General features: G+C 66.6%; 18 protein-coding genes. 9 read left to right on the forward strand and 9 right to left on the reverse strand.

All coding sequences use genetic code 11. The annotated features are described in order from the left end of the window. Positions 1-377 precede the first annotated feature (377 nt). Complete coding sequence (locus QZV72_RS04895) at positions 378-1,337, forward strand: type IV toxin-antitoxin system AbiEi family antitoxin domain-containing protein (protein ID WP_297005923.1); 960 nt, start codon at positions 378-380, stop codon at positions 1,335-1,337. 59 nt (positions 1,338-1,396) lie between these two features. On the opposite strand, the gene QZV72_RS04900 is transcribed toward QZV72_RS04895, so the two are convergent. Then, entirely contained in the window at positions 1,397-1,705 is a 309-nt protein-coding gene (locus QZV72_RS04900) for a hypothetical protein (protein ID WP_297005951.1), read from the reverse strand. Positions 1,706-1,767: 62 nt separating this feature from the next. Here QZV72_RS04900 and QZV72_RS04905 point away from each other — a divergent pair, with 62 nt between their 5' ends. Next, positions 1,768-4,131 (forward strand): sensor histidine kinase, encoded by a 2,364-nt coding sequence (locus QZV72_RS04905; protein WP_297005925.1) that lies wholly within the window; start codon positions 1,768-1,770, stop codon positions 4,129-4,131. A gap of 90 nt (positions 4,132-4,221) precedes the next feature. Beyond that, on the forward strand, positions 4,222-4,932 hold the full coding sequence (locus QZV72_RS04910; RefSeq protein ID WP_297005927.1) for a hypothetical protein: 711 nt from the start codon (positions 4,222-4,224) through the stop codon (positions 4,930-4,932). A 44-nt stretch (positions 4,933-4,976) separates the two neighbouring features. On the opposite strand, the gene QZV72_RS04915 is transcribed toward QZV72_RS04910, so the two are convergent. From QZV72_RS04915 to QZV72_RS04935, 5 genes are all read right to left on the reverse strand, one after another. Further along, entirely contained in the window at positions 4,977-6,440 is a 1,464-nt protein-coding gene (locus QZV72_RS04915) for a hypothetical protein (protein WP_297005929.1), read from the reverse strand. Position 6,441: 1 nt separating this feature from the next. Then, positions 6,442-7,335: a hypothetical protein gene (locus tag QZV72_RS04920; RefSeq protein WP_297005930.1), complete on the reverse strand. Its 894-nt coding sequence runs from the start codon at positions 7,333-7,335 to the stop codon at positions 6,442-6,444. A gap of 10 nt (positions 7,336-7,345) precedes the next feature. Then, positions 7,346-8,137 (reverse strand): hypothetical protein, encoded by a 792-nt coding sequence (locus QZV72_RS04925; protein WP_297005931.1) that lies wholly within the window; start codon positions 8,135-8,137, stop codon positions 7,346-7,348. 61 nt (positions 8,138-8,198) lie between these two features. Further along, on the reverse strand, positions 8,199-9,737 hold the full coding sequence (locus QZV72_RS04930; RefSeq protein ID WP_297005933.1) for a hypothetical protein: 1,539 nt from the start codon (positions 9,735-9,737) through the stop codon (positions 8,199-8,201). A gap of 251 nt (positions 9,738-9,988) precedes the next feature. Beyond that, positions 9,989-10,783 (reverse strand): hypothetical protein, encoded by a 795-nt coding sequence (locus tag QZV72_RS04935; protein WP_297005935.1) that lies wholly within the window; start codon positions 10,781-10,783, stop codon positions 9,989-9,991. 383 nt (positions 10,784-11,166) lie between these two features. Here QZV72_RS04935 and QZV72_RS04940 point away from each other — a divergent pair, with 383 nt between their 5' ends. Genes QZV72_RS04940 through QZV72_RS04955 form a run of 4 tightly spaced genes read left to right on the forward strand, consistent with a single transcriptional unit; the run spans position 11,167 to position 13,633 of the window. Next, on the forward strand, positions 11,167-11,544 hold the full coding sequence (locus QZV72_RS04940) for an NINE protein (protein WP_297005937.1): 378 nt from the start codon (positions 11,167-11,169) through the stop codon (positions 11,542-11,544). Beyond that, a complete protein-coding gene (locus QZV72_RS04945; protein ID WP_297005939.1) occupies positions 11,531-12,016 on the forward strand; it encodes an NINE protein in 486 nt (161 codons plus the stop codon). Before QZV72_RS04940 ends, QZV72_RS04945 begins: the two co-directional genes overlap by 14 nt. A gap of 42 nt (positions 12,017-12,058) precedes the next feature. Then, the gene (locus QZV72_RS04950) at positions 12,059-12,712 is read left to right on the forward strand and encodes a hypothetical protein (RefSeq protein ID WP_297005941.1); all 654 of its coding nucleotides are present in this window, start codon (positions 12,059-12,061) and stop codon (positions 12,710-12,712) included. 15 nt (positions 12,713-12,727) lie between these two features. Then, positions 12,728-13,633, forward strand: coding sequence for a hypothetical protein (locus tag QZV72_RS04955; RefSeq protein WP_297005942.1), 906 nt, complete (start codon positions 12,728-12,730; stop codon positions 13,631-13,633). A gap of 48 nt (positions 13,634-13,681) precedes the next feature. Here the strand turns inward: QZV72_RS04955 and QZV72_RS04960 are convergent, their stop codons facing one another. The 3 genes from QZV72_RS04960 to QZV72_RS04970 form a co-directional block, all read right to left on the reverse strand. Next, the gene (locus QZV72_RS04960; protein ID WP_297005944.1) at positions 13,682-14,272 is read right to left on the reverse strand and encodes a TetR/AcrR family transcriptional regulator; all 591 of its coding nucleotides are present in this window, start codon (positions 14,270-14,272) and stop codon (positions 13,682-13,684) included. Further along, a complete protein-coding gene (locus tag QZV72_RS04965) occupies positions 14,269-15,048 on the reverse strand; it encodes a TetR/AcrR family transcriptional regulator (RefSeq protein ID WP_297005945.1) in 780 nt (259 codons plus the stop codon). The genes QZV72_RS04960 and QZV72_RS04965 overlap by 4 nt, the downstream gene beginning before the upstream one ends. 702 nt (positions 15,049-15,750) lie before the next feature. Further along, a complete protein-coding gene (locus tag QZV72_RS04970; protein ID WP_297005947.1) occupies positions 15,751-16,356 on the reverse strand; it encodes a hypothetical protein in 606 nt (201 codons plus the stop codon). 166 nt (positions 16,357-16,522) lie between these two features. On the opposite strand from QZV72_RS04970, the gene QZV72_RS04975 reads away from it, so the two are divergent. Then, positions 16,523-18,712: a VWA domain-containing protein gene (locus QZV72_RS04975; protein ID WP_297005948.1), complete on the forward strand. Its 2,190-nt coding sequence runs from the start codon at positions 16,523-16,525 to the stop codon at positions 18,710-18,712. 94 nt (positions 18,713-18,806) lie between these two features. Then, complete coding sequence (locus QZV72_RS04980; protein WP_297005949.1) at positions 18,807-20,099, forward strand: Nramp family divalent metal transporter; 1,293 nt, start codon at positions 18,807-18,809, stop codon at positions 20,097-20,099. Positions 20,100-20,128 lie beyond the last annotated feature (29 nt).

Genomic DNA, 20,128 nt, shown 5'->3' on the forward strand with positions numbered 1-20,128 from the left:
ACACTGCGGTCGACGGTGATCAGTCTGCTGCGCCTGGACGGTCACACGAGTATCGCGGCGGCGCTCAGGTTCTGTGGGAGGGATCCAGGAAGGGCATCGCTGCTGGTCACAACGGCTCACCAACGACTTTGACGGAGCCCTGGCGTCGTTCCCGTCCGTGGGTGAGTAATGGTCGCATTCCGCCTTGTTGAACTCTGCTTCGCCAGTTCCGGTGCGACCATTGCTGACCGGCGAAGCGCGCTGGGTGCGGGCCTGAAGAGGGCAGGGCACGGGGCAAGCGTGTGCCTGGTGCGGAAGAACGGCACGGGTGGCGTCCTGCCCGGGTAGTGTTCGGTGCAGTGCACGACAGGGGGTCGTGCCGTACTGAGGGGGCACACGTGCCGGACACGGAACACAGGGGGATCTTCTGGCGCACCAGCGACCTGCTCGCCGCCGGGAAGACCCACCGACAGATCACCGCAGCTCTGGAAGAGGGCGTCCTCCACCGTGTGGTCAGGGGTCTCTACACCACGGAGAAACCCACCGACCTGGTCACGCTCCGGGGCCTGGCCGTCGTGCACCGTCGCGTCGTCTACACCGGGGGCACGGCGATGAGCCTCTATGAGGGAGGGGCTCTCAGGTGGCCTGCGACCGGGCGGGTGCCGAGGACTGCCAGTCGGCACAGCAGTGACCTGATCAGACTGAGTCACGGCACCCCGGGACGCACCAGGGAAATCGCCGGTCTGTCGGTCACATCGCCGGTGGAGACCGCCGCTGATCTGCTGGCGGAGGGGAGGCGTCCGTGGCAGATGAGGGAGTTCCTCATCGCACAGTACGCCGGGACGCGTGGCGGGGAGGTCCTCGACGCCGACCTCGCGGCCCTCACACGCGGACGGAAGAACGCGGAGACCGCACTCGACGGACTGCTGGTGGGCACAGCGAGCGGGCTGGAGCGCCGGGTCGCCGAGCGGATCGCCCCCAGGCTCGGGAGGTTGGGTGCGACGCTGCTGGTCAACCGGAAGATGCGACACTACCGCTATGACTTCATGGTCCCCGAGGCGGGGCTGCTCATTGAGATCGACAGCTACGCCTACCACGCGAAACACGGTGCCCTCGCCGACGACGACCAGTTCGCGGTCGACCGGTGGAAGGGGAATGCGGCGACGCGTTGGGGGTGGGGGTTGCTGCGTTATCCTGACCTGTGCTTCGAGTTGATGCCGGCGTACGTGGTCGATGAGATCGTGGGCACCGCTGAAGCCCGGATGGCGGGCGGGCCGTGGAAGTTCCGGGGGATCCCGGTGGAGGAGTTGGTGACCGACGGGGCGGTGTGGGACTGGCACGTGTCCATGCGTCGGTGAGTAGTGGTCGCACTGGACCGCAGTGAACACAGGTTCAGCACATCAGGTGCGACCATTGCTCACGCCGGGGTCACGGTGGCTCTGGTGTACGCCGGGGTCACGGTGGCTCTGGTGTACGCCGGGGTCACGGTGTGGCAGGCGAGGTGGATCGCGGTGGCGGAGCCGACGAACAGGCCGGCACCGATCGTGCCGGTGGGGGAGAGCATGGTGACGTGCCGGGGCTTGAGCCCCGTGCCGAGCTGCTCGGACTGTGACGTGGCGGGAGATGCCGGGGTGCTCCGGACACGGTCGCCTGCTTTCTCACGTGAGAGATGCCCGGGGCAGACGTGCGGACGCTGGGTCAGGCTGGGAAGGCGCTGTGTCGGCACTGCTGCTGAACTGTCGCGTGAGCTACCGCGAAGGACGCCACAGCACCACTTATGATCGCACTGTGGACACACCCACGACGCGTCAGCCGCGTCAGCCCCGCCAACCGCGTCAGCCCCGCCAGCCCCGGACCTCCCTCCGGCTGTCGATGCTGCGTGCCGCGTCCCTCGCGATAGCCGTCGCCCTGCTGTTCGCCCTGCAACGTCCGCTGGTCTCCGGACTGCGTCAGGGCTGGATCACCGACGACTGGTACGACATCACCGCAGCGGTACTCTTCATCGGCTCGGACCTGTTCCTGCTCGCCGCGGTCGTGGTAGGCCGGGAGCGGTTCTGCATCCTCAGCCTCCGGTCCATGGCGGCTGTCCCGGTGGTCCTGCTGCTCCTGCTGCCGGTGCGCTGGCAGACGGGCGGCGAGATCCCGGGCCTCTGGTACGCGGTGCTGTGCCCGTCACCGGCGATCGCCTACGCCGCCACGACCGTCCCGCGCAGGGCGGTGGCCTACCTGGTGGCCGTGCCGGGGACGGTGGTGGTCATCAACGCCTTCCTCTCCGGGTTCACCGGCCCGGACTTCTTCATCGCCAATGTCGGCAATACGGTCATCGGCACGTTCTACTTCGTCGTCTTCGCCGCCGCGACCATGGGACTGGGCCGCATCGTGGATGACGCCGAGACCCGTGCCAGGGAGGCAGACGTCCGTGCCAGACGCCTCCGTGCACAGGCTGAGGAGGTGCGCCGGTTCACCGCCCTGGTGCACGACAACATTCTCACCTGGCTCTCCGCCGTGGCCCAGGGCATCCGGCCCGACCGGAGGCCGGACATCCGCCTGATCGCGGTCTTCGACGACGGCGCCGACGTGGAGCCGGCCGAGCTGGTGGCGTCCGCCGGGGACGCGGTGCGCGAGTCCTCCCCGCAGTGCCCCGTCACGGTGCTGGTCAGTGAGGACGCCCGGCCGGTGCCTGCGGACGTGGCGTCCCCCATGGTCCTGGCTCTGGCCGAGGCCGCCCGCAACTCCGTGAAACACGCCGACGGGTCGCGTCGGACCTGTGAACTGCGGGTCACGGCCGACGGGGTGGAGTTCCGGTTCACCGACGACGGTCCGGGGTTCGACCCGGACGCTCTGCGTCCCACGGCGGTGGGCGTGCGACTGTCGGTGACGGGGCGGATGCGTTCCGTCGAGGGCGGGGACGCCGTGATCTGCACCGCACCGGGCGAGGGCACGGACATCCGGCTGAGTTGGGACCGGGGTCGGGCGGACGAGGAGGCGGCCCGTGCGACGACAGACGCGGCGCGACGACCCGGAGAGCCGCAGGAGGTGGCAGTGCCCGACCCGATCGCCGGGGTGTTCCCGCTGCGGTTCCTGGGGATGTCGGTGGTGTTCTCCCCGACGTACGTCGTGGCGCTCACGGTGCTGTACCTCTCGATGCTCTCGGCCAACAGCGGCCTGTCCGATCCGGCCGGACTCGGGACACTGGTGCTGGTGCTGGCCGCTCTGGTGCTGATGACCGGTCCACGCGTGGGTCACCCGGGGGCGTACACGGCGGCGCTGGCCCGGTGGCGGGTGTGGATCATCGTGGTGTGCCTGTGTGCGTCGGTGGTGCTCGGTATGTGGCAGGACCCGGTGGAGCCGCGGACCTGGTTGCGAAGCTGGCACTTCGTCGCGTTCTCGGTGGCGGCCTCCCTGCTGATCTGCCGTGGTCACCTGTGGTCCGGCCTCGGTGCCACGGTCTTCGGCCAGTGCGCGGTCCTGCTGTTGCGGGACACGGGGATCGCCGTGGTGGACTACAACACGCCGCTGCGGTTCCTCACGACACAGGTCCCGGTTGCTGTGGCGGTACTGGTATACGTCGGTTTCCGGGTGTTCGTGCAACGCGTCCCCGAGACGCAGGGGCGGTTGCGGGAGTCTGAGAAGGCAGCTGCGGCGGCAGCGGTGACGGCGGCGAGCAGGGCAGAGAATCTGCGTATGTTGCAGCAGACGGTGGGGCCGGTGTTCGCCGCTGTGGCGCGTACCACGGCGGTCTCCGCATCTCTGGCCAGGCGGGCGAAGCTCACCGAGATGGAGTTGCGCGACATGATCCGCTCACCCCTGCTGGATGTGCCGTCGTTGCGGGTGGCGGTGCGTGACGCCCGGGCACGCGGCGTGACGGTGCTGCTGCTCGACGACCGGAGCCACGGGGCCGCCGGTGGTGCGGCGGAGGACGAGGCGTCCGGGTCGTCCGGGTCGTCCGGGTTGCCAGGGTTGCCAGAGTTGCCAGGGTTGTCTGCCCGGGAGACGGTCGACCGGATGCTCCCGTCCCTCCTGCGGACGGTGGATGCGGCGGTGGACGGGAAGGTGACGATCCGGCTGCTGCCGGCGGGACGCAGCACCTTCGCCACGGTGACGGACGGGAACGGGGTGGTGCGGTTCGACGGATCGGGGGCACGGGAGTGAGCGGGGGAGTGGGGGTTGTGGGCAGGGGCTTGGAAAGTGGGGGCACGGTGCTTCACACACGGCGTCCTCCGGGTGATCTACATTGAGCGAATGAGAGCTAAGTACCTGGTTCCCGTCGCAGTGCTCTGTACTGCGCTGGCGTCCTGCTCCTCCGGGGCTCCGGAGGACGGTGATGCCGTGGTGGTGACGCAGTACGCCACGGAAGTAGTTGACGGGAGCGGGGGCGTCCTCAGTCCGGACGCCGGCGTCGGAGCGGAGACGGCGGAGAAGGCGGAGCCGGGGCTGTCGGACGCGGAGGCGCAGACCGCGTTGGGCGCGGTGTGCGGCGCGGTCGACGAGTGGCAGGAAACCGTCCATCCGTCTCTGGGCAGAGTGTATGTGGGCCTGAAGTACGCGGGCACGGGCCTGGAGATGAGTAACGGCGGCTGCATCGGTGCCGTCGACGCCACGGGGGACGGTGTCTTCCGGACGGGTGTGGCGGTGTACGAGGATGCGCTGAACTTCGCGTCTCCGTTCCAGGACAGCACCGGCAACATTTTCGTGACCTACAATCCGGGCCGGTACAACGGGGTGATCACACTGGTCCCCACTCCGGACGGCTTTGCGCAGGTGGGCGATGGCGGCGCGGGTAATCTGAACTACCAGACCGGCGAGAACATGTACTACTATGCCGACCTCGTCGGACCGGGCGCGGACGGACGGTACCAGATCGAGCAGTCGGCCAACGACTGCACACCGTCGTGCGCCGGGGGGACGATCACCTCGGAACTGCTGTCCTGGAACGGAACCGACTACTCCTGACCGGACGGGGTGCCCGGTGCGCGGGGCGGGGTGAGGTGGTCCGGTCAGATGCGGTCGGGCATTCCGGTGCCGCCGCCCCACAGCTCGGGGTCGTACGCGGATCTGGCTTCGCCGCCCGGGCACCTCGACGGGTCGTCGGTGGCCATGTCGCTGCCGTTGCAGATCCACGGTCTTTCGGCGTAGAACTCGTCGCGGAGCCGGTCGCACACGGGGTCACGGGTTGCGGAGGTGCCGTCGGTGTAGACCGCTCCACCGCTGTAGGTGGCCGAGCCGATCATGCAGCTTTCAATGGTCTTCCCGTTGGGGGACACGGCTCCGGAGCCGTCACCGGCGGGGCCGACGTCGAGTCCGCCGTGGGCAGTGGTACCGGAGCCGGAGCTGTCGGTGGAACCGGTGCCGGCTCCGCCACCTGAGCCGTCGCCGGTACCGCCTGTACCCCGGTCGGCGCCGGCCCCCACCTCCGTGTCTCTCGTCTCTCTCGTCTCTCTCGTGTCTCTCGTGTCTCCTGCGTCTCCTGTGCCTTCGGCGCCGTACCCGCTGCCCACGACGCTGGCGGAGGCGTCCGATCCGGACACCCTGGCGGGGAAAGCGTTGGCGAGGGCGGCGGGGATACGCAGCGCGCGCTGAGTGTTGCCGGTCATTGTGTAGTGGACGCCACCGCCCTGCTCGTAGTCACCGGACTTGAACCAGACGGGGCTGAGCTCGCCGGCCCAGTCATAGACGGCGACGGTGGGGTAGGAGGATACGGTGTCCTTCAACGCGGCGTTGAAGGCCTCCTGACCGGCCTGTTCCCAGGCGGTGTCGGGTCGGCCGGAGGCGGCGGTGACCCACAGGACCTTCCGGCCGCGCAGCAGGTCAAGCATGGTGCGGACGCGGTCACCGGGTGCGGGACCGTTGCCGACGGACCAGTTGGCGGCGTCGTTCGTGCCGGTGGCGATGACCCAGCAGGTGTCGGTGCCGGAATGTCCGGGCAGCAGGTCGCGGACGATGTCTACGGCTGACTGCACCCCGTCGTCGGTGCCTTCGGTGGTGGAGCGGGGGCCTTCGGTGCGTGAGATGACGTTCGCGGCTCCGTGGGCGCGGTATTCGTCGTCGGCGGTGCGGGTGGGGTCGTCGAGGTCGGCGGCGTCGAACATGCCGGCGGAGGAGAGGTCACCGATGTGGATCACGGTGGTGCAGGAGAACTGCGTATCGTGGCTGGTCCGGGTGGCTCCGGAGGGGGAAGACCCTGTGGAGGACCCTGTGGAGGACGCCGCGTCGGTGCCGTCGCCACTGTCGCCGTCACTGCCGGGCCAGAGAAGGACGGCGGCCAGCACGACAAGGGCGACGAGGGGGACGGCGAGGAGCCACCAGAGGCGGCTTGTGCGGCGTGGCGGCCCGGGCACCTGCTGGTGATGCGGTTGCTGGAGCATCGGTTGCTGGAGGTGCGGTTGCTGTGGCGGGAATGCCTGCGTCGGGCCGTCGGGCTGTCCGGAACCGGGCTGGAAGGGGTTGTGGGGCGTGGCCATGTCAGTTCGCCGTATCTGTGCAGAGGTAGTGCAGCTGGAACTTCACGGAGAACTCCACGCCGTTGGAGTCGACCGTCCACTCGGTGTCGGTCGGGTGACCGGTGACGGTGATGTCGTGTGGGTCCGCGTGGTCGAGATTGTGGATGTCGTTGTTGACCAGTTTCGTGGGCCCGGTGCAAACGAGAACCGGATAGTTGGCCTGGGTGTCGTAGACGTTGATCGGGGTACCGCGATCGCGGAGGATCAGGCGTTTCACGTTGTGAATGACCTGGTCATCGGTGATGGAAGGCTGTCCGCTCAGTTCAATTTGAGGGCAGGCGTAGTCGGAGTCCCCCTCGTCCCATGTGACAAAGGCGCTGTCACCGTCCGAAAGCCCTCTGGACATCGACGTACCCCACAGGATTCCCGACTGGGTTCCCCCGGGTTCCAGGGCCATGATCGCGGCCAACCGTTCCCGGTTGCCGAGATACCGTTCCCGGATGTAGCTCTCCGGGAAGGTCCAGCATTTCGACGCCAGCGTCGTGAGGTTGTTGTTGTTGACGTCGCTGGCCCATTTCTGCAGGCTTGATACGTTGATGGAGTCGGCGTCCCCGCCGGTGTTCACCACGATCTGCGTGGTGGACGGTTCAGTGGCCCCTCCCGCTTCGGGTGAGGGACTGTCCGCAGTCACCGTGTCGGTGACCCACGATGTCGCCGTGCCAGGCGACGTGGGCGACGTGGCAGCGACAGTGGAGGTGGAACCACCCTGGCCGCCGAAGATAGCGTCCTTCTGCCAGATCAGGACACCGCCGAGCGCGAGGACGATGACCAGGGGAAGAAGAAGCAGCGGCGAAAGACGTCTGGCGGTCGGCTGCGGGGGTGTCGACTGCTGGAAGGGGTTGTGGGGTGAAGTCATGTGGGTGCTCTCAGCGTGCGCGGTCTATGCAGACCTGGGACAAGGTGTTCATGACGGTGAAGGTGACGGGACCTGCAGTGACGGTCCACGCGCCCTTGTCCGGTCCGCTGACGACCGCGATGTCCTCGGGATCAGCCTTGTCGAGATTGTGGATGTCGGTGTTGACCTGTCGTCGGGCGTCGGTGCAGGCGACCTGGTCGTAGTCGTCCTCGTCACGGAACGAGACAGGGGTTCCACGGGCATCGAGGATCTCGCGTCGGACAGCGTGAACAAGGAGGTCGTCTGGCGGGTCGCCGACGCCGGCGAGGGTGATCTTCGGGCAGGAGTACTCGTAGAAGGTCTCGCGATTGTCGGCGAAGGCGTAGTCGGGGTCAGACGAGGACTCTCCCCATCCCAGGCCGTTTCCGTTGTCCCAGGAACCGCTCTCCAACAGTGGCGCGATACGGTCCTTGTTTTCGAGGTAGTGACTGCGGATGTAGCTTTCCGGGTAAAGGTCGCACCGGGTGAGAAGTGTGTCGAGGTCATTGGCGTTCACTGCGTCCGCCCACCGTTGAAGACCACCGTCGGCGAAGAACCCCTGCGAATCGCCGGAGGAATCAACCGTGATCAGCGGGCCAGAGGGAAAGACCTCGTCGGCGGTCGTGTTGTCAGCGTCCGACCCGATCTCGCCGGAGGTGGCGTTCGACGAAGAGTCTCCGCCATTGCCCGCGAACACCAGCAGCCCACCGCAGATCAGCGCGGCGATGGTGGACAGGCCGCTGGACGCCCAGAGAATCTGTGTCGCGGAATTCGTGGTGCTCATGGTGGGCTCCCGGGGTTGGCGGGGACAGGGGATGGACGTGGCAGGTGCATTGGTGGTCAGGTCAGAGTGGGTTGGGCATTCCGGTGCCGCCGCCCCACAGGTCGGGGTCGTAGGCGGACCTTGCTTCGCCGCCGGGGCACTTGGACGGGTCGTCGGTGGCGCCCTGTCCACCTGGGCAGACCCAGGGGTTCGCGGCGTAGAACTCGTCGCGGAGGCGGTCGCATACGGGGTCTTGGGTTGCGGAGGTGCCGTCGGTGTAGACCGCTCCGCCGCTGTAGGTGTAGCCGCCGATGACGCAGCTTTCAATGGTCTTCCCGTTGGGGGAGACGGCTCCGGAGCCGTCACCGGCGGGGCCGACGTCGAGACCACCGTGGGCGGCGCCGTTGGTAGAGCCTCTGTCCTCGGGCGGAGTCTGCGGTGCTGAGGTGGTCCGGACATCGAAAGAGACGGAATCCAGACCTGGGATGACGGTCCGCAGCAGGCCCTCGATGTTCGCCCAGAGAAATCCGGGGCTGGAGAGCAGTAGCGAGATAATACCCAGCTTCGGGCCGCCCACCGAGCTGATACAGTCGACGCCTGAGCGCAGCACGGAAGAGAAGTTTCCGGTGTCGTACCCGTCGAGTATTCCGGTTGTCTGGCCGAGAAGACAGTTGACGGCGTCGTACTTCCCCTGATCGGGAAAATTAACAAGGGACGTCAATATGCTGATCGCCACCCATGTTTCCGTCATTCCGGGATGCATGGTCAACGTAATGGTAGAATTGGTGATATCAGACCTGTTGAGGATCGTGGTTCCGGTCGGCGACAGTAGATCCTCGGAGGCGGACCTCGGTGAAAAATGCCGCCAACCGTCAACAAGCGCCACTTCCTCGATACTCGAGGAATCAGGGGTGCCGGAGAAATTCCACGACGGAGTGGCGGAGACTGTCCATGCGAGAGCATTGTTCCCGGTAATCTCAAGGTCGATTCCGGACGGGCCGTTTTTCAGGCAGGGCCAGACGGCATCCCCGCGGACAGGGCTTATCGTTGCCTCAAACTCCGGGTAGGCACCATCGGCCCGGAAGCAGTTGGGGCGAGGTGATTTCATGCCGGTGAAATAGGTCATCTGATCCAGGACCCAGCCGGAGAAATCTCCCACGTTCGCTGCGGCTGCCCAGAACTTGCTGAGGTGGCTGGCTTGCACCACTACGCCGTCACCTCGGGTGGTCTCAAGCGGTACGGCTCCGTCCCCCTCCTCGTGAAGAATGAAAGATGTTTCGGAGGGCTCAACATTCAGGAATTCCACGGTGATCGGTTGCTCAGGCTGGACTGTTCCACCTTCGAGAAGAATTTCTGCGGCCGGGCCCTGACGAGTGGTGAACTTGGACCACTCGCCGGGGATGTCATCCTCGACTTCGCGGACAGTGACCGAGGTTCCCTCCGGGGCAACGCCGGGAGGTGCACTGATGCGAAAACTACTGGTTTCCAGGGAGATGCCCTCATCGGTGACTGTCGCTTCCCCGTTGCTCGTTGCACCGTTCTCTTCTGTCGCTGTGCAGGATCCGAGCAGCAGGCCGATACTTGCAATGACTGCGATCGAGGATTTCACAATGAGACGCATCAGACAGGGTTCCGTTCGTAGGTTACGGAGCCTGCTGTTGTGGCAGTCCGCGAGACGCGGGCGACGATGATCAACACGAGGTGCGTGATCATGGCGGGTAGGGCGATGATGCAGGTAACAGGCTCACGACGCGACTTTGACGGCTCTTCCGGATCAGGGGTGCCTTGCGCGATGAGTTGCTGTATCCCCGAGTTGACCTGGCTGTACAGCGCGGACGTCGGCTGGCTGTGGACGGGCATCAGGAATCTCCGTTACCAAGGCTGTGCGTTGGGGAACGGCTGGCCCGGTACCGGTCCGCCGAACGGGGTGGGCGGAGGGGTCTGCACCTGAGGCCGGGTGACGTAGAGGACACCGGCGAAGGCGAGGGTGACGACGGCGAGGAAGAGACAGAGGACTGGGCCGGGGCCGGACGCGGTTTCATATTCAACGGTTGTCCCGTCGAAGGACGTGAAACTGACAAACAGGGAGAGCAGCATCTTCGTCGCAAGACCAAAGATGGCTAGCACGGCGGCGACGGCCCCTGCGGTGAACATCTCTTTGTACCCGCGACTGGAATTATGGGTGAATCCTAGGTGGTAGGCGCCGGTGCCGAGTCCGATGAGAATCGCCAGTGCCGGGAAAATGAAGATGTTCCCCAACATGCCGGAGTCGCCTGGTAGGGTGCCGCCGACGAAACCGAGACCGTTGATGGTCACCTCATCACCCGGGGAATGCGCCCAGTTCAGGAGATAGCTGATCACGAACAGGATCCCCAGCACCGCAGAGACACCGGTGATGACCCACTTGTTGTGCAGGACGGACAGGTCGACAGACGAGGTCGTGGCGCGGGGCGGTTGCGCCTGTCCGTAACTCGGCAGCTGTGCGGCCGGGGACTGCTGAGCCCCGCTTCCCCAGCCGCCTGTGGCCTGAGCCTGCGGCACGGGGGAATCGGCGGGTGACGCTGACTGTGAGGACCGGGGCGCCGGGGGCGTGGGTTGCGAGGCACCCTGGTCTGCCTGCTGTCCCCAGCGTCCCCGGGGCTGCGGGGTGGGTGCGGCGTGGGTCATGTGCGTCCTCTTTCCGTCAACGGCAGTCAATGTAGTGGCACGGTACGAGCGAGGACCGCTCAGGGTAAAGACCTGTTTTCGAGGGGCACCGGCGTGGCGGTACCGGAGAACATTTTTTGTCCGGGTGTCACTTTCACCCACACGTAGTCATGTCTTGAGTGGGGATCCCGGTCCGCTTACAACTGTGATCGAGTGGGGACGCCACATTGTCGTCCCCGGACCTTCAAGGAGAAAACATGACGACGCCCCAGTTCGGGGTCCCGTCAACGGGTGCGTCACAACCCGGGCGATGGGCACAGCAGGCGGGCACGGGGGGACTCCCGGTGGTGCAGGGAAACAATCCCGGAGGGTGGGGAAACAGCTCCGGGCTTCCCGCCGCCACAGTGGCGCCGCAGGCGGTGCCGGTCCAGAACCCTGCGATGATCTATCCGGGTGGAGTGCGTCCGCACAAGAAGGCGTTGGCGGCACTCTTCGCGTTTCTCTGGTCTTCGGTCGGCGCGGCGAACTTCTACCTCGGCTACCGGAAACGGGGCACCGCCCAACTCCTGACCGGCAGCGTGGGAATCTTCGTCTGCATGATGGGGCCGCTGGTGGTGGTCAGTTCCGGTGACATTGAAGCCATCGGCAGGGCGGTGGCTCCGATGACCATCGGAATCTTGATGTGGTCCGGCGTTCTGGTCTGGGGGTTCGTTGATGTCGTGATGATTCTCATGGGTGCGGGCATCTACCGGCACGATGCGAGAGGACATGACCTTGTCTGACCAGTTCGCACCGTCATTCGGAGCGCCGGCCCAGTCGTACCCCGCGTCCTCCGTCGCCCCCGTTCCTCCGCCTGTCCACGCCGTGCCGGCCGAGGGGGTCTCCGCGAAATCGACGACCTCCGCCGCCGTGCTCACCTGGTTCCTCGGCTCATGGGGGGTCAACAACTTCTACCTGGGCCAGACCAACCGCGGTCTGTTCAAACTCGGGTTGATGGTCTGTGGATGGATCGTCACCATTTTCGGCGTCTACTTCCTGATCCAGACGCTGCTCGAATCGGACTACTCGTACAGCTACTCCAGTGAGTACTACTCCTACTCGGAAACGCGCTGGAACTTCGGCAACATGATCCCCCTCGTGATCGGGGTCGGCATGATCACGGCAGCGAGTACCTGGCGAATGGCGGAGTTCTTCATGACCGTCGGACGCAACGGCGACTATTCCCGTGACGCCCAGGGCCTGTCCCTCCGCTGACTTCCGCGCCCTTCCCCGCAAGATCCTCAGAAAGGCACCACAATGTCCAACATCAACCTCTACGACGGCCTCGGTGTCAACGTGGACACCCCGCCGAACGCTGTGGCCGCAGACCTCGACAGTCGGATCTCCGACATGCGGGCTCAGGGTTACACCGACTCCTCCGGCGAGCTTGACCAGCTCACCACCGCACGCGCGATCCTCGGCGACCCCTACAAGCGCGACACCTACGACGTCGCCCTCGCCGGCCCCGACGGAGTCGTCACCGTCGACTGGCTGCACGACCTCGCTGACCAGGTGTCCTACGCGCCGGCCGGTGCCGCAACCTCGTCGGCCGCCGCGACGCAGTACGACTCGCCGTTCCCGACAGGTGGCTCCGCACCGTCGGGGATCCGGTACCCGTCGCAGCCGGTGAACGCCGGGGGTTCCTCCCTCGGGGCACCGGTCGGTGCCCACCCCGGCGCCGTCGGTAAGACCGACCTCTCCACCACCGGCCGCACCAGGACCGACTCGAAGATGTACATGGCCTTCATCGTGGTCATCCTGGTCGGCACGCTGTACCCGCTGTTCCAGATCTTCCTCGGTGACGGCTACGGTACGACCAAGGCCTTCTACTTCATCGTCACCCACACCATTGCCTGGATCGCCGTCGCCGAACTGGCCTGGCGCATCCGCACGATCTTCATGTCGAACTAGACCACAGTCACGAAGATGAGCAACGAGAACAACGACGGCTGGGGGCGCAGCAACCCCTTCGCCAATGACAGGAATCCGGACACCGAGGGATTCCCTGCCCAGCCGGGCCCGAAACCGCCGCGGTACCGTTCCCACCAGACACCGCCCGTACCGGTCTTCGTGCAGCAGCCGCCGGCGCGGAAGAAGGGCGGAACCATCGCCCTGGCCGTGTCCGCCGCCCTGGCGGTCGTGGCTCTCGTCGGTGCCGGCATCTTCGCACTGACCAGTGGCAACAGTGGTGACGACGAGCTGAGCGCCGACGGTTCCCAGGAGACGAGCACCGTCGTCGTCGGCACCACCACACTCACCCGGCTCCCGGCTCCGTCGCGGCCCACCGCGACGAACGGCACGGGCAACCGCGGTAACGGTTCCGGCAGCTCAAACTCAGGGTCCGGTTCCGGAAGTTCAGGGTCCACCCGGTCCACGAGCTCACGTCGGACGACCACACGGAACACGCCGCGCACCACCACACGAAGCACCCCCGGTAGCAACGACCGGGGCACGGCACGTCCTCCCGTTCCGACCCCGCCGCCCGCTCCGGAGCCGGAGGAACCGGACTACACGCCGGACCTGACCACCATCTCGTGCTCCAGCGGCGTCCTGGTTCTTGCATCGGTGGACGCGGACAGCAGTTCTCTCGAGTCCTCCATCGAGGCGGCGAAGAGCGCGAACAGTTCCGCCGTGGTCATCACCTCCGGAAGCTGTCCGGGGCTGTCGGCCACCTACGGTTCAGGCTCCTACCTCGTGGTCGTGGACCACGGTTCGGACACTTCCACACTGTGCTCCGCGGCGGGGGCGGGTTCCGGCACCGCGCTGGCGGCCGGCGACGGGTCTGACCCGTGTGTCGGCACCGAGCCCGGGCCGGAGTCCGGGGGAGCGTAGCCGCGGCCGCTGGCGATGCCGGGACACAGACGCCGATCGGGTGGACGCCTACAGCAGCCACTCCGGTCGACTGAGCTCGAGACCCTTGACGATGAAGCTGGTGGCGAGCCGCATCTGGCGCGACGCCTTGTCCAACGCCTCCTCATCCAGGGGGACCGCCTGGGACAGGAAATGGTGCACCCGCGCAGCGGCGGACTCGACCTGAGACATGGCGAACCGGGCCTGGCCGGGCGACCAGCCCAGGTCGGCCAGTTTTTCCAGGTAGGGCGTGAACGCCGGGTCGAGGAACCGCTCCAACGGCCCCTCGTACGCGGTGACCACGGTGGTGAACCCGGGGAAGCGTCGGCACAGGGCCCACCACTGGTCGGCGCAGGCGTGGATGACCTCTTCCCAGGTGGCGGGGACGGGGTCGAGGGAGTCCACCGGCGGGACGCTGGTCAGGGTCGTGTCGATACAGGCCTCCAGCAGGAGCCGGCGCGTGGGGAACCGTCGGTAGACGGACTGCACGGTGACACCCAGTGCCAGGGCGACCTCGCTCTGGGTGAAGGTGTCTATGCCCGCGTCGAGGGCAGCGTGGATGACGTCTTCGCGGGTGAACTTCGCCGGGCGTCCGCGGCGGCGGGTGGGTGCGGGGCTCATCGCCGCCCCTCGTTCACGGACCACTCCGGCCAGTCACTGTGCAGGGTCTGCAGGATGAAGCCGATCGACTGTTCCCGCTGGGCGTCGACTGCCGCGGGGACGTCTTCGGGCGTCACCATGGTGCGGGGGAGCTGGTGACGCAGCTGCAGGAGGTTGACGGCGATCATGGAGCCGGCGAAGGTGGCCTGTTCGGTGGAGAGCCCCAGCTGGCGGAGCCGGTCGCGGTAGCAGGTGAACCTCTGCGTCATCAGCAGGATCTCGGGGTCCTGGTACGTGCGGATCACGACCTCGAGGTCGGGGCAGCGGAGGCACAGGGCCCACCACTGGTCGCTGAACTGGCGCAGCGTCCCGTCACTGTCGGGGGCTCCCTCGAGCGGTTCGACGAGGGCGAAGGCGCGGAACAGGCAGGCGTTGAGCAGTCCCCGACGGGTGCCGAAGCGCTGGTAGAGGGCGGCGGGGGAGACCCCGATGCTCTTGGCGACGCTCTTGACGCTGAATCCGGCGAGCCCGGCCCGGTAGGCGGCGTCGACGGCGTCCTCATTGGTGAATGACTGGGGACGCCCCGGGTTGGCGACTGTGCTGGGTACCGGCTTCGCGAGTCGCTGGCTCAGGGTCGCGAGGGGCCGGGTGGGGCGGGCGTTCCGGGAGGCCCGCTGGGGCGTCGGGGCGGGCGTCGGGGCGGATATCGGGTCGGACATCGGGTCGGTCGGGTCGACGGGTTCGGCCGGGTCGGGCTCCGTGAACGGGTGCCGGATGGGTTGAGTGGGCTGCGACATGGTGTGGGTCCTTGTCTTGTGCGGTGGGTGTCGTGTGGGTTGTGAGTTCGTGGACGTGTGGAGGTTGCCGGGGTTGTCCGTCGGGATGCCGGCGGATGACGCCGTCGGTGCAGAGCACGCCGTACGCGGCGTAGATCGCCACCCGGCGGTCGGGTGCGGGTCTTATACCGGGGTCGGCGGGTGGCGGAGTCACGTTCATGAGCGTCCTGGTCGGGTCAGGGAGGAGACAGATGTCTTCTGTGGTGCCTGTGTCTGTGAAGTGACTGAGGGATCGTCGATGTGGGGTTCCGGCGACAGTGTGATCACTCCACCATGAACGTTATGGGTAGAAAGTTACGCTGGGCAGGCCCCTTTTTCGGGGGCGGCTGTCACTATGTGCCCGGTGCCCGCAGTGTGCTCGGCCGCACAGGTCGGGAGAGATGGTTGTGGCAGGGCGTTGATGTGATGAGGCGGCAACGGAGTTGTGTGCGGTGGGTAATGGTCGCACGTCCGCTCGATGAACGGGAATCCGGAAGCCCCGGTGCGACCATTGCTCACGAAGGGGTTGTCGTGGCCGAGGCCTCGCGGCCGGGAAAGCAGGGAAAGCAGGGAAGGCCGGGAAAGCAGGGAAGGCCGGGAAGGCAGGGAAGGCAGGGAAGGCCGGGCAGACGGGGCAGGCGGCAGCCTCGGCTGTTGGGCATCCGATCCTGCGGGGTCGCGGGATCAGGGACCACAGATCTGGTCGTAGACGTCAGAACGGCAGGTGGTGATGGTCCGTCCGTCGTCGGCGGGGTCGGTGATGTCCATCCTGGTGCCGTCGGCACTGATGACTCCCGTGATCTGGTCCCCGGCGGAGTGAACCGGGTAATGGTCCAGTTCCCCGTGACTATCGATCACATCGCCGACGGTTGCGGTCACTGTCCTCCCGGTCGCCGTCCATGTCGCCGACCACTTGATGAGGCTGACGGCGCCTGAATAGCGGTGGTAGACGGCAGTCCCGTCGGGGAACAGTTCGAGCCGCATACCGTGCATCGCCCACATCGTGATGAATGCGGGATCGAGGTCGTCATCCGGCTCGGTGCTGTCTGGCGTGGCGTCACTCCCGCCGGCATCCCCGACGGCCGTCGGTTCCGCCCCGCCGTTGTCCCCGGCGCCCTCGGTGACGGTGACTATCACCGGGGCGTCCTCCGATGAGGACGCAGGTGCGGCGACAGCATCACCGTCGGAGTCGGTGAAGACCAGAAAGCACAGGCACACGAGCGCAGTGACGGTGCAGAGCATGCTGCAGACCGCGAGAATGATCGACCACAGGCCGGCGCTGAGATTCATGACGCATGACCGGGGTAAGAGGGGGACAGGAGTTCCATCACATCCGGAAATCTACGGTCGTGGTGTCGCTCCGGGCAGACCCCTGTTCTGGGGTCTGGTGGGAGTGCCTCCTCTCCGGTGAAATAAGCCCGGACCGGCACAGGACTGCCCACAGACAGGACCCCACATGTCATTCCGTCAGACTTTGAAGATGTCTCTTACGGCGTCGGCGGCGGCTGCGCTTGCCGTGGTCGCCGCGCCGTTCGTTGCTGCGCCGGCGAGTGCCGCTGACGAGGAGGGGAAGAAGATTCCGCCGACGATGCTGGTGCTTGACGGGTCATACTCGATGGTGGAGAAGGACGTTGACGGGCGGGCCCGTATCGACGTCGCGAAGGAGGCGGCGAACAAGGTGCTGACCAAGATCGGGGACGCCACGGATGTGGGTCTGTTGACCTACGGCACCAAGGTCAGCAACGGCCCGGATGACAAGGTCGAGGGGTGCAAGGACATCACCCTGCTTTCCGGGCCGGTCTCCGGAAAGGTCGATGACCTGAAGGACAAGGTCGATGAGGTGACCCCGAAGGGGTTCACTCCCATCGGAGAGGCGTTGCGGGCAGCTGCCGAGGCACTGCCGGACAGTGGCGACCGGACGATCGTGCTGGTCTCCGATGGTGCGGACACATGTGCTCCACCGCCGGTGTGTGAGGTTGCCCGGGAGCTCGACCGAAACGGTGTTGACCTGGTCATCAACACCGTCGGGCTGCTGGTGGACAGGGCCGCGCGTGAGGAGCTGGAGTGCATCGCGGAGGCGACCGGTGGTTCCTACGCGGACGCCAAGGACGCCGAGCAGTTGATCCAGGGTGTCGAGGAGGCGGCGACCGGTGAGAAGGTCGGCGGCGGTTCAGGTTCAGGAGCCGGTCAGGACAACGGCTCGGGCAACGGCTCGGGCAGCAGTTCAGGTGGCTCCGACGCCGCCGGAGAGATCATCGGCGGCACCTCCGCTGACAGTGCCACCGAAGTCACTGCGGACACCACCACGTTCCGGACGACGATCACGGCGAACGGGTCGCGTCCCTCCGGCGGGAAGTCCGCCGTCTCGCCGATGCAGGGCGTGGTGTGGGAGCAGTTGTGGTGGATCCCCGTCACCGACGGTGAACGGATCACGGTGGGCATCAATTCCCTGCCGACCGATGACGGTGTGGGTAAGCGCGCCGGGCTCGACGACCTGGGTGCCAACCTCCTCCTCGACGGCAATGTCTCTAACCATCAGGGAGATTCCGATCCCTGCATCGGCTCCGGGCACAGTCAGTTCCAGGACGTGTGGAAGTTCTCCCAGACGAAGAAACCGGGTCCGGTGGGCATCGGCAACGCCGGGCTGGTCACGAAGGCACTGACCGGAGAGTGCTCTGCGGGTCGTCTCCTCCTCGCCGTCACCTTGAACGACATCGCCGATGAGAGTGAGGGCATTGAAGACACGCCGATCGAGATCTCGGTGACGCGCTTCGGCCAGGTCGACCTGTCTGCCCAGCCGCCGGCGGCCGCGACCGACCGGGAGTTCCAGCTTGCGGACACACTGGTGATTCCGGACAACATCGTGGACGTCACCCCCGGTATCTGGTTCGACGACGCCGGTGAGCTTCCTGCGGACGGCTCGGGTGCTGCGGAGTTGGAGATCATGCCAGGTGAGACGCAGTTCTTCAAGGTGCGTGCGGGTTACGGACAGACCCTGAAAGCTACGGTGAGCGGCGGTACGCAGACCTCGGAGCGGGTGGATCCCTACGGCAGTGCCGGACTTGATCTCCGGGCGTTCAATCCAGCCCGCCTGCAGGTCGCAGACGTCTGGGCCAGTGGGGGATCGGCACGCTATCTCTGGTACCCGGAGAACATCGACGTCAACAACATGTTCCTCGGCGACCAGGCATACGGATTCAGGTCCGGTGTCGCCGGGCCCGGCGGCAAGTTCTCCACCGTCTGGCTCGGCGGAGAACAGTACTTCCGCGTCACCTACTACGACTATGAGGGGAAGGCGACCGCTCCGTACACGTACCGCATTGCCGCTCTCGTCGAGGGTGATGAGACCGATGGCCCGCAGTTCAGCAGCATCGTCGGCCCCGGCGAGTTCGCCCCGGAGGGGGCCGGTGACGGAAACGGCACCACCAACCAGGCGTCCTCCGGAAGTTCTGGCGGGATCAACGGACTCGGTGTCGCCACCGTCGTCTTCGCAGCGCTCGCACTGGTCTTCGCGGCAGCGGCGATCCTCGTCCGACGCGCCGGCGGGATCGCCGGCGCCGGAGGTGCGGGCGACACCGGGGCCCCGGGAGTGACCGTGCAGGGGCCTTCCTACCACTTCAACGGGAATGACGGCTGGGGCAGGTGACAGGCATCGTCCGACGCTCCGTTTGCCCACCTTGTTCCGCCGCGCCTACGATAGTGTTCAACGTATTGAACTCTAAGACGATGGACGGTGGAACATGCTCCAGACGGGGAGCGAGCAGAACCAGGGGACAGGGCAGGAGACAGGGCAGAAGCACCGACCCCGGCTGATCGGGATGCTCGGCCCCGCCTTTGTCGCCGCGATCGCCTACGTCGACCCCGGCAACGTCGCCGCGAACCTCTCCGCCGGCGCAGAGTTCGGCTACCGACTGCTCTGGGTCCTCGTCGCCGCGAACATCATGGCGATGGTCGTCCAGTACCTCTCCGCGAAGATCGGACTGGTCACCGGCAAGAGCCTCACCGCCAACATCTCCGACTGGTTCGACACCCGGCGCAACACCCGCCGTGCCCGCACCGGCCGACTCGCCTACTGGGGCCAGGCCGAGATCATCGCCGCCGCCACCGACATCGCCGAGGTCATCGGCGGCGCCATTGCCCTGCACCTGCTTTTCGGTATCCCGCCGGTGCTCGGCGGCGTCATCGTCGGCCTCGTCTCCCTCGGCCTGCTCGCCTTCCAGAACGAACGCCGGCAGCGCACCTTCGAGGGTGTCATCGTCGGCTTCCTGGTGATCATCACCGTCGGTTTCCTCTCGGGTCTCTTCGTCACCGGTCTGTCCGTCGGTGAGATGGTCGAGGGCATCGTCCCGCGGTTCCAGGGCACCCACTCAGTGATCCTCGCGGCCTCCATGCTCGGCGCGACCGTCATGCCGCACGCCGTCTACCTGCACTCCGGACTCGTCCGCGACCGCAGCTTCAACCCGGGGTCGGACGCCTCCATGGCCCGCCACCTCCACGCCACCCGCATCGACGTCTTCGGCGCCCTGTGCCTGGCCGGCACCGTGAACATCGCGATGCTCTGCCTCGCGGCACAGGCGTTGCGCGGCGTGGACGGCACCGACTCGATCGAGGGCGCCCACGCCGCGGTGACCGACGCCCTCGGCCCGGTCATCGGTGCGCTGTTCGCCGTCGGACTGCTCGCCTCGGGCCTGGCGTCCACGTCGGTGGGCTGCTACGCCGGCGACATGGTGATGCGTGACCTGCTGAAGATCCGCGTCCCGATCCTGCTGCGCCGTCTGGTCACCATGATCCCCGGCCTGGTGGTGCTGGGCCTCGGCATCGACCCGACGTGGGCGCTGGTCGTCAGCCAGGTGGTCCTGTCGGTCGGCATCCCCTTCGCTTTGGTGCCGCTGGTCGCGTTCACCGCGAAGAAGGCGCTGATGGGTAAGTGGACCAACGTCCGCGGACTGTCCCTGGTCGGCTGGGCCTTCGCCGCGGTGATCATCGCGCTGAACGTGGTACTCGTCTGGCTCACCGCCACCGGGCGGGGGTAGCGGCCGGGCGGGGTGGTCAGCGGGCGGGG

Origin of the sequence: uncultured Corynebacterium sp., assembly GCF_902782855.1 — a bacterium.
Lineage (GTDB): Bacteria > Actinomycetota > Actinomycetes > Mycobacteriales > Mycobacteriaceae > Corynebacterium.

Bases quoted from the DNA above. Each gene is read 5' to 3' on its own strand.
- QZV72_RS04910 (WP_297005927.1), top strand. From the start codon at position 4,222: ATGAGAGCTAAGTACCTGGTTCCCGTCGCAGTGCTCTGTACTGCGCTG.
- QZV72_RS04915 (WP_297005929.1), bottom strand. From the start codon at position 6,440: ATGGCCACGCCCCACAACCCCTTCCAGCCCGGTTCCGGACAGCCCGAC.
- QZV72_RS04920 (WP_297005930.1), bottom strand. From the start codon at position 7,335: ATGACTTCACCCCACAACCCCTTCCAGCAGTCGACACCCCCGCAGCCG.
- QZV72_RS04925 (WP_297005931.1), bottom strand. From the start codon at position 8,137: ATGAGCACCACGAATTCCGCGACACAGATTCTCTGGGCGTCCAGCGGC.
- QZV72_RS04930 (WP_297005933.1), bottom strand. From the start codon at position 9,737: ATGCGTCTCATTGTGAAATCCTCGATCGCAGTCATTGCAAGTATCGGC.
- QZV72_RS04935 (WP_297005935.1), bottom strand. From the start codon at position 10,783: ATGACCCACGCCGCACCCACCCCGCAGCCCCGGGGACGCTGGGGACAG.
- QZV72_RS04945 (WP_297005939.1), top strand. From the start codon at position 11,531: ATGACCTTGTCTGACCAGTTCGCACCGTCATTCGGAGCGCCGGCCCAG.
- QZV72_RS04950 (WP_297005941.1), top strand. From the start codon at position 12,059: ATGTCCAACATCAACCTCTACGACGGCCTCGGTGTCAACGTGGACACC.
- QZV72_RS04955 (WP_297005942.1), top strand. From the start codon at position 12,728: ATGAGCAACGAGAACAACGACGGCTGGGGGCGCAGCAACCCCTTCGCC.
- QZV72_RS04960 (WP_297005944.1), bottom strand. From the start codon at position 14,272: ATGAGCCCCGCACCCACCCGCCGCCGCGGACGCCCGGCGAAGTTCACC.
- QZV72_RS04965 (WP_297005945.1), bottom strand. From the start codon at position 15,048: ATGTCGCAGCCCACTCAACCCATCCGGCACCCGTTCACGGAGCCCGAC.
- QZV72_RS04970 (WP_297005947.1), bottom strand. From the start codon at position 16,356: ATGAATCTCAGCGCCGGCCTGTGGTCGATCATTCTCGCGGTCTGCAGC.
- QZV72_RS04975 (WP_297005948.1), top strand. From the start codon at position 16,523: ATGTCATTCCGTCAGACTTTGAAGATGTCTCTTACGGCGTCGGCGGCG.
- QZV72_RS04980 (WP_297005949.1), top strand. From the start codon at position 18,807: ATGCTCCAGACGGGGAGCGAGCAGAACCAGGGGACAGGGCAGGAGACA.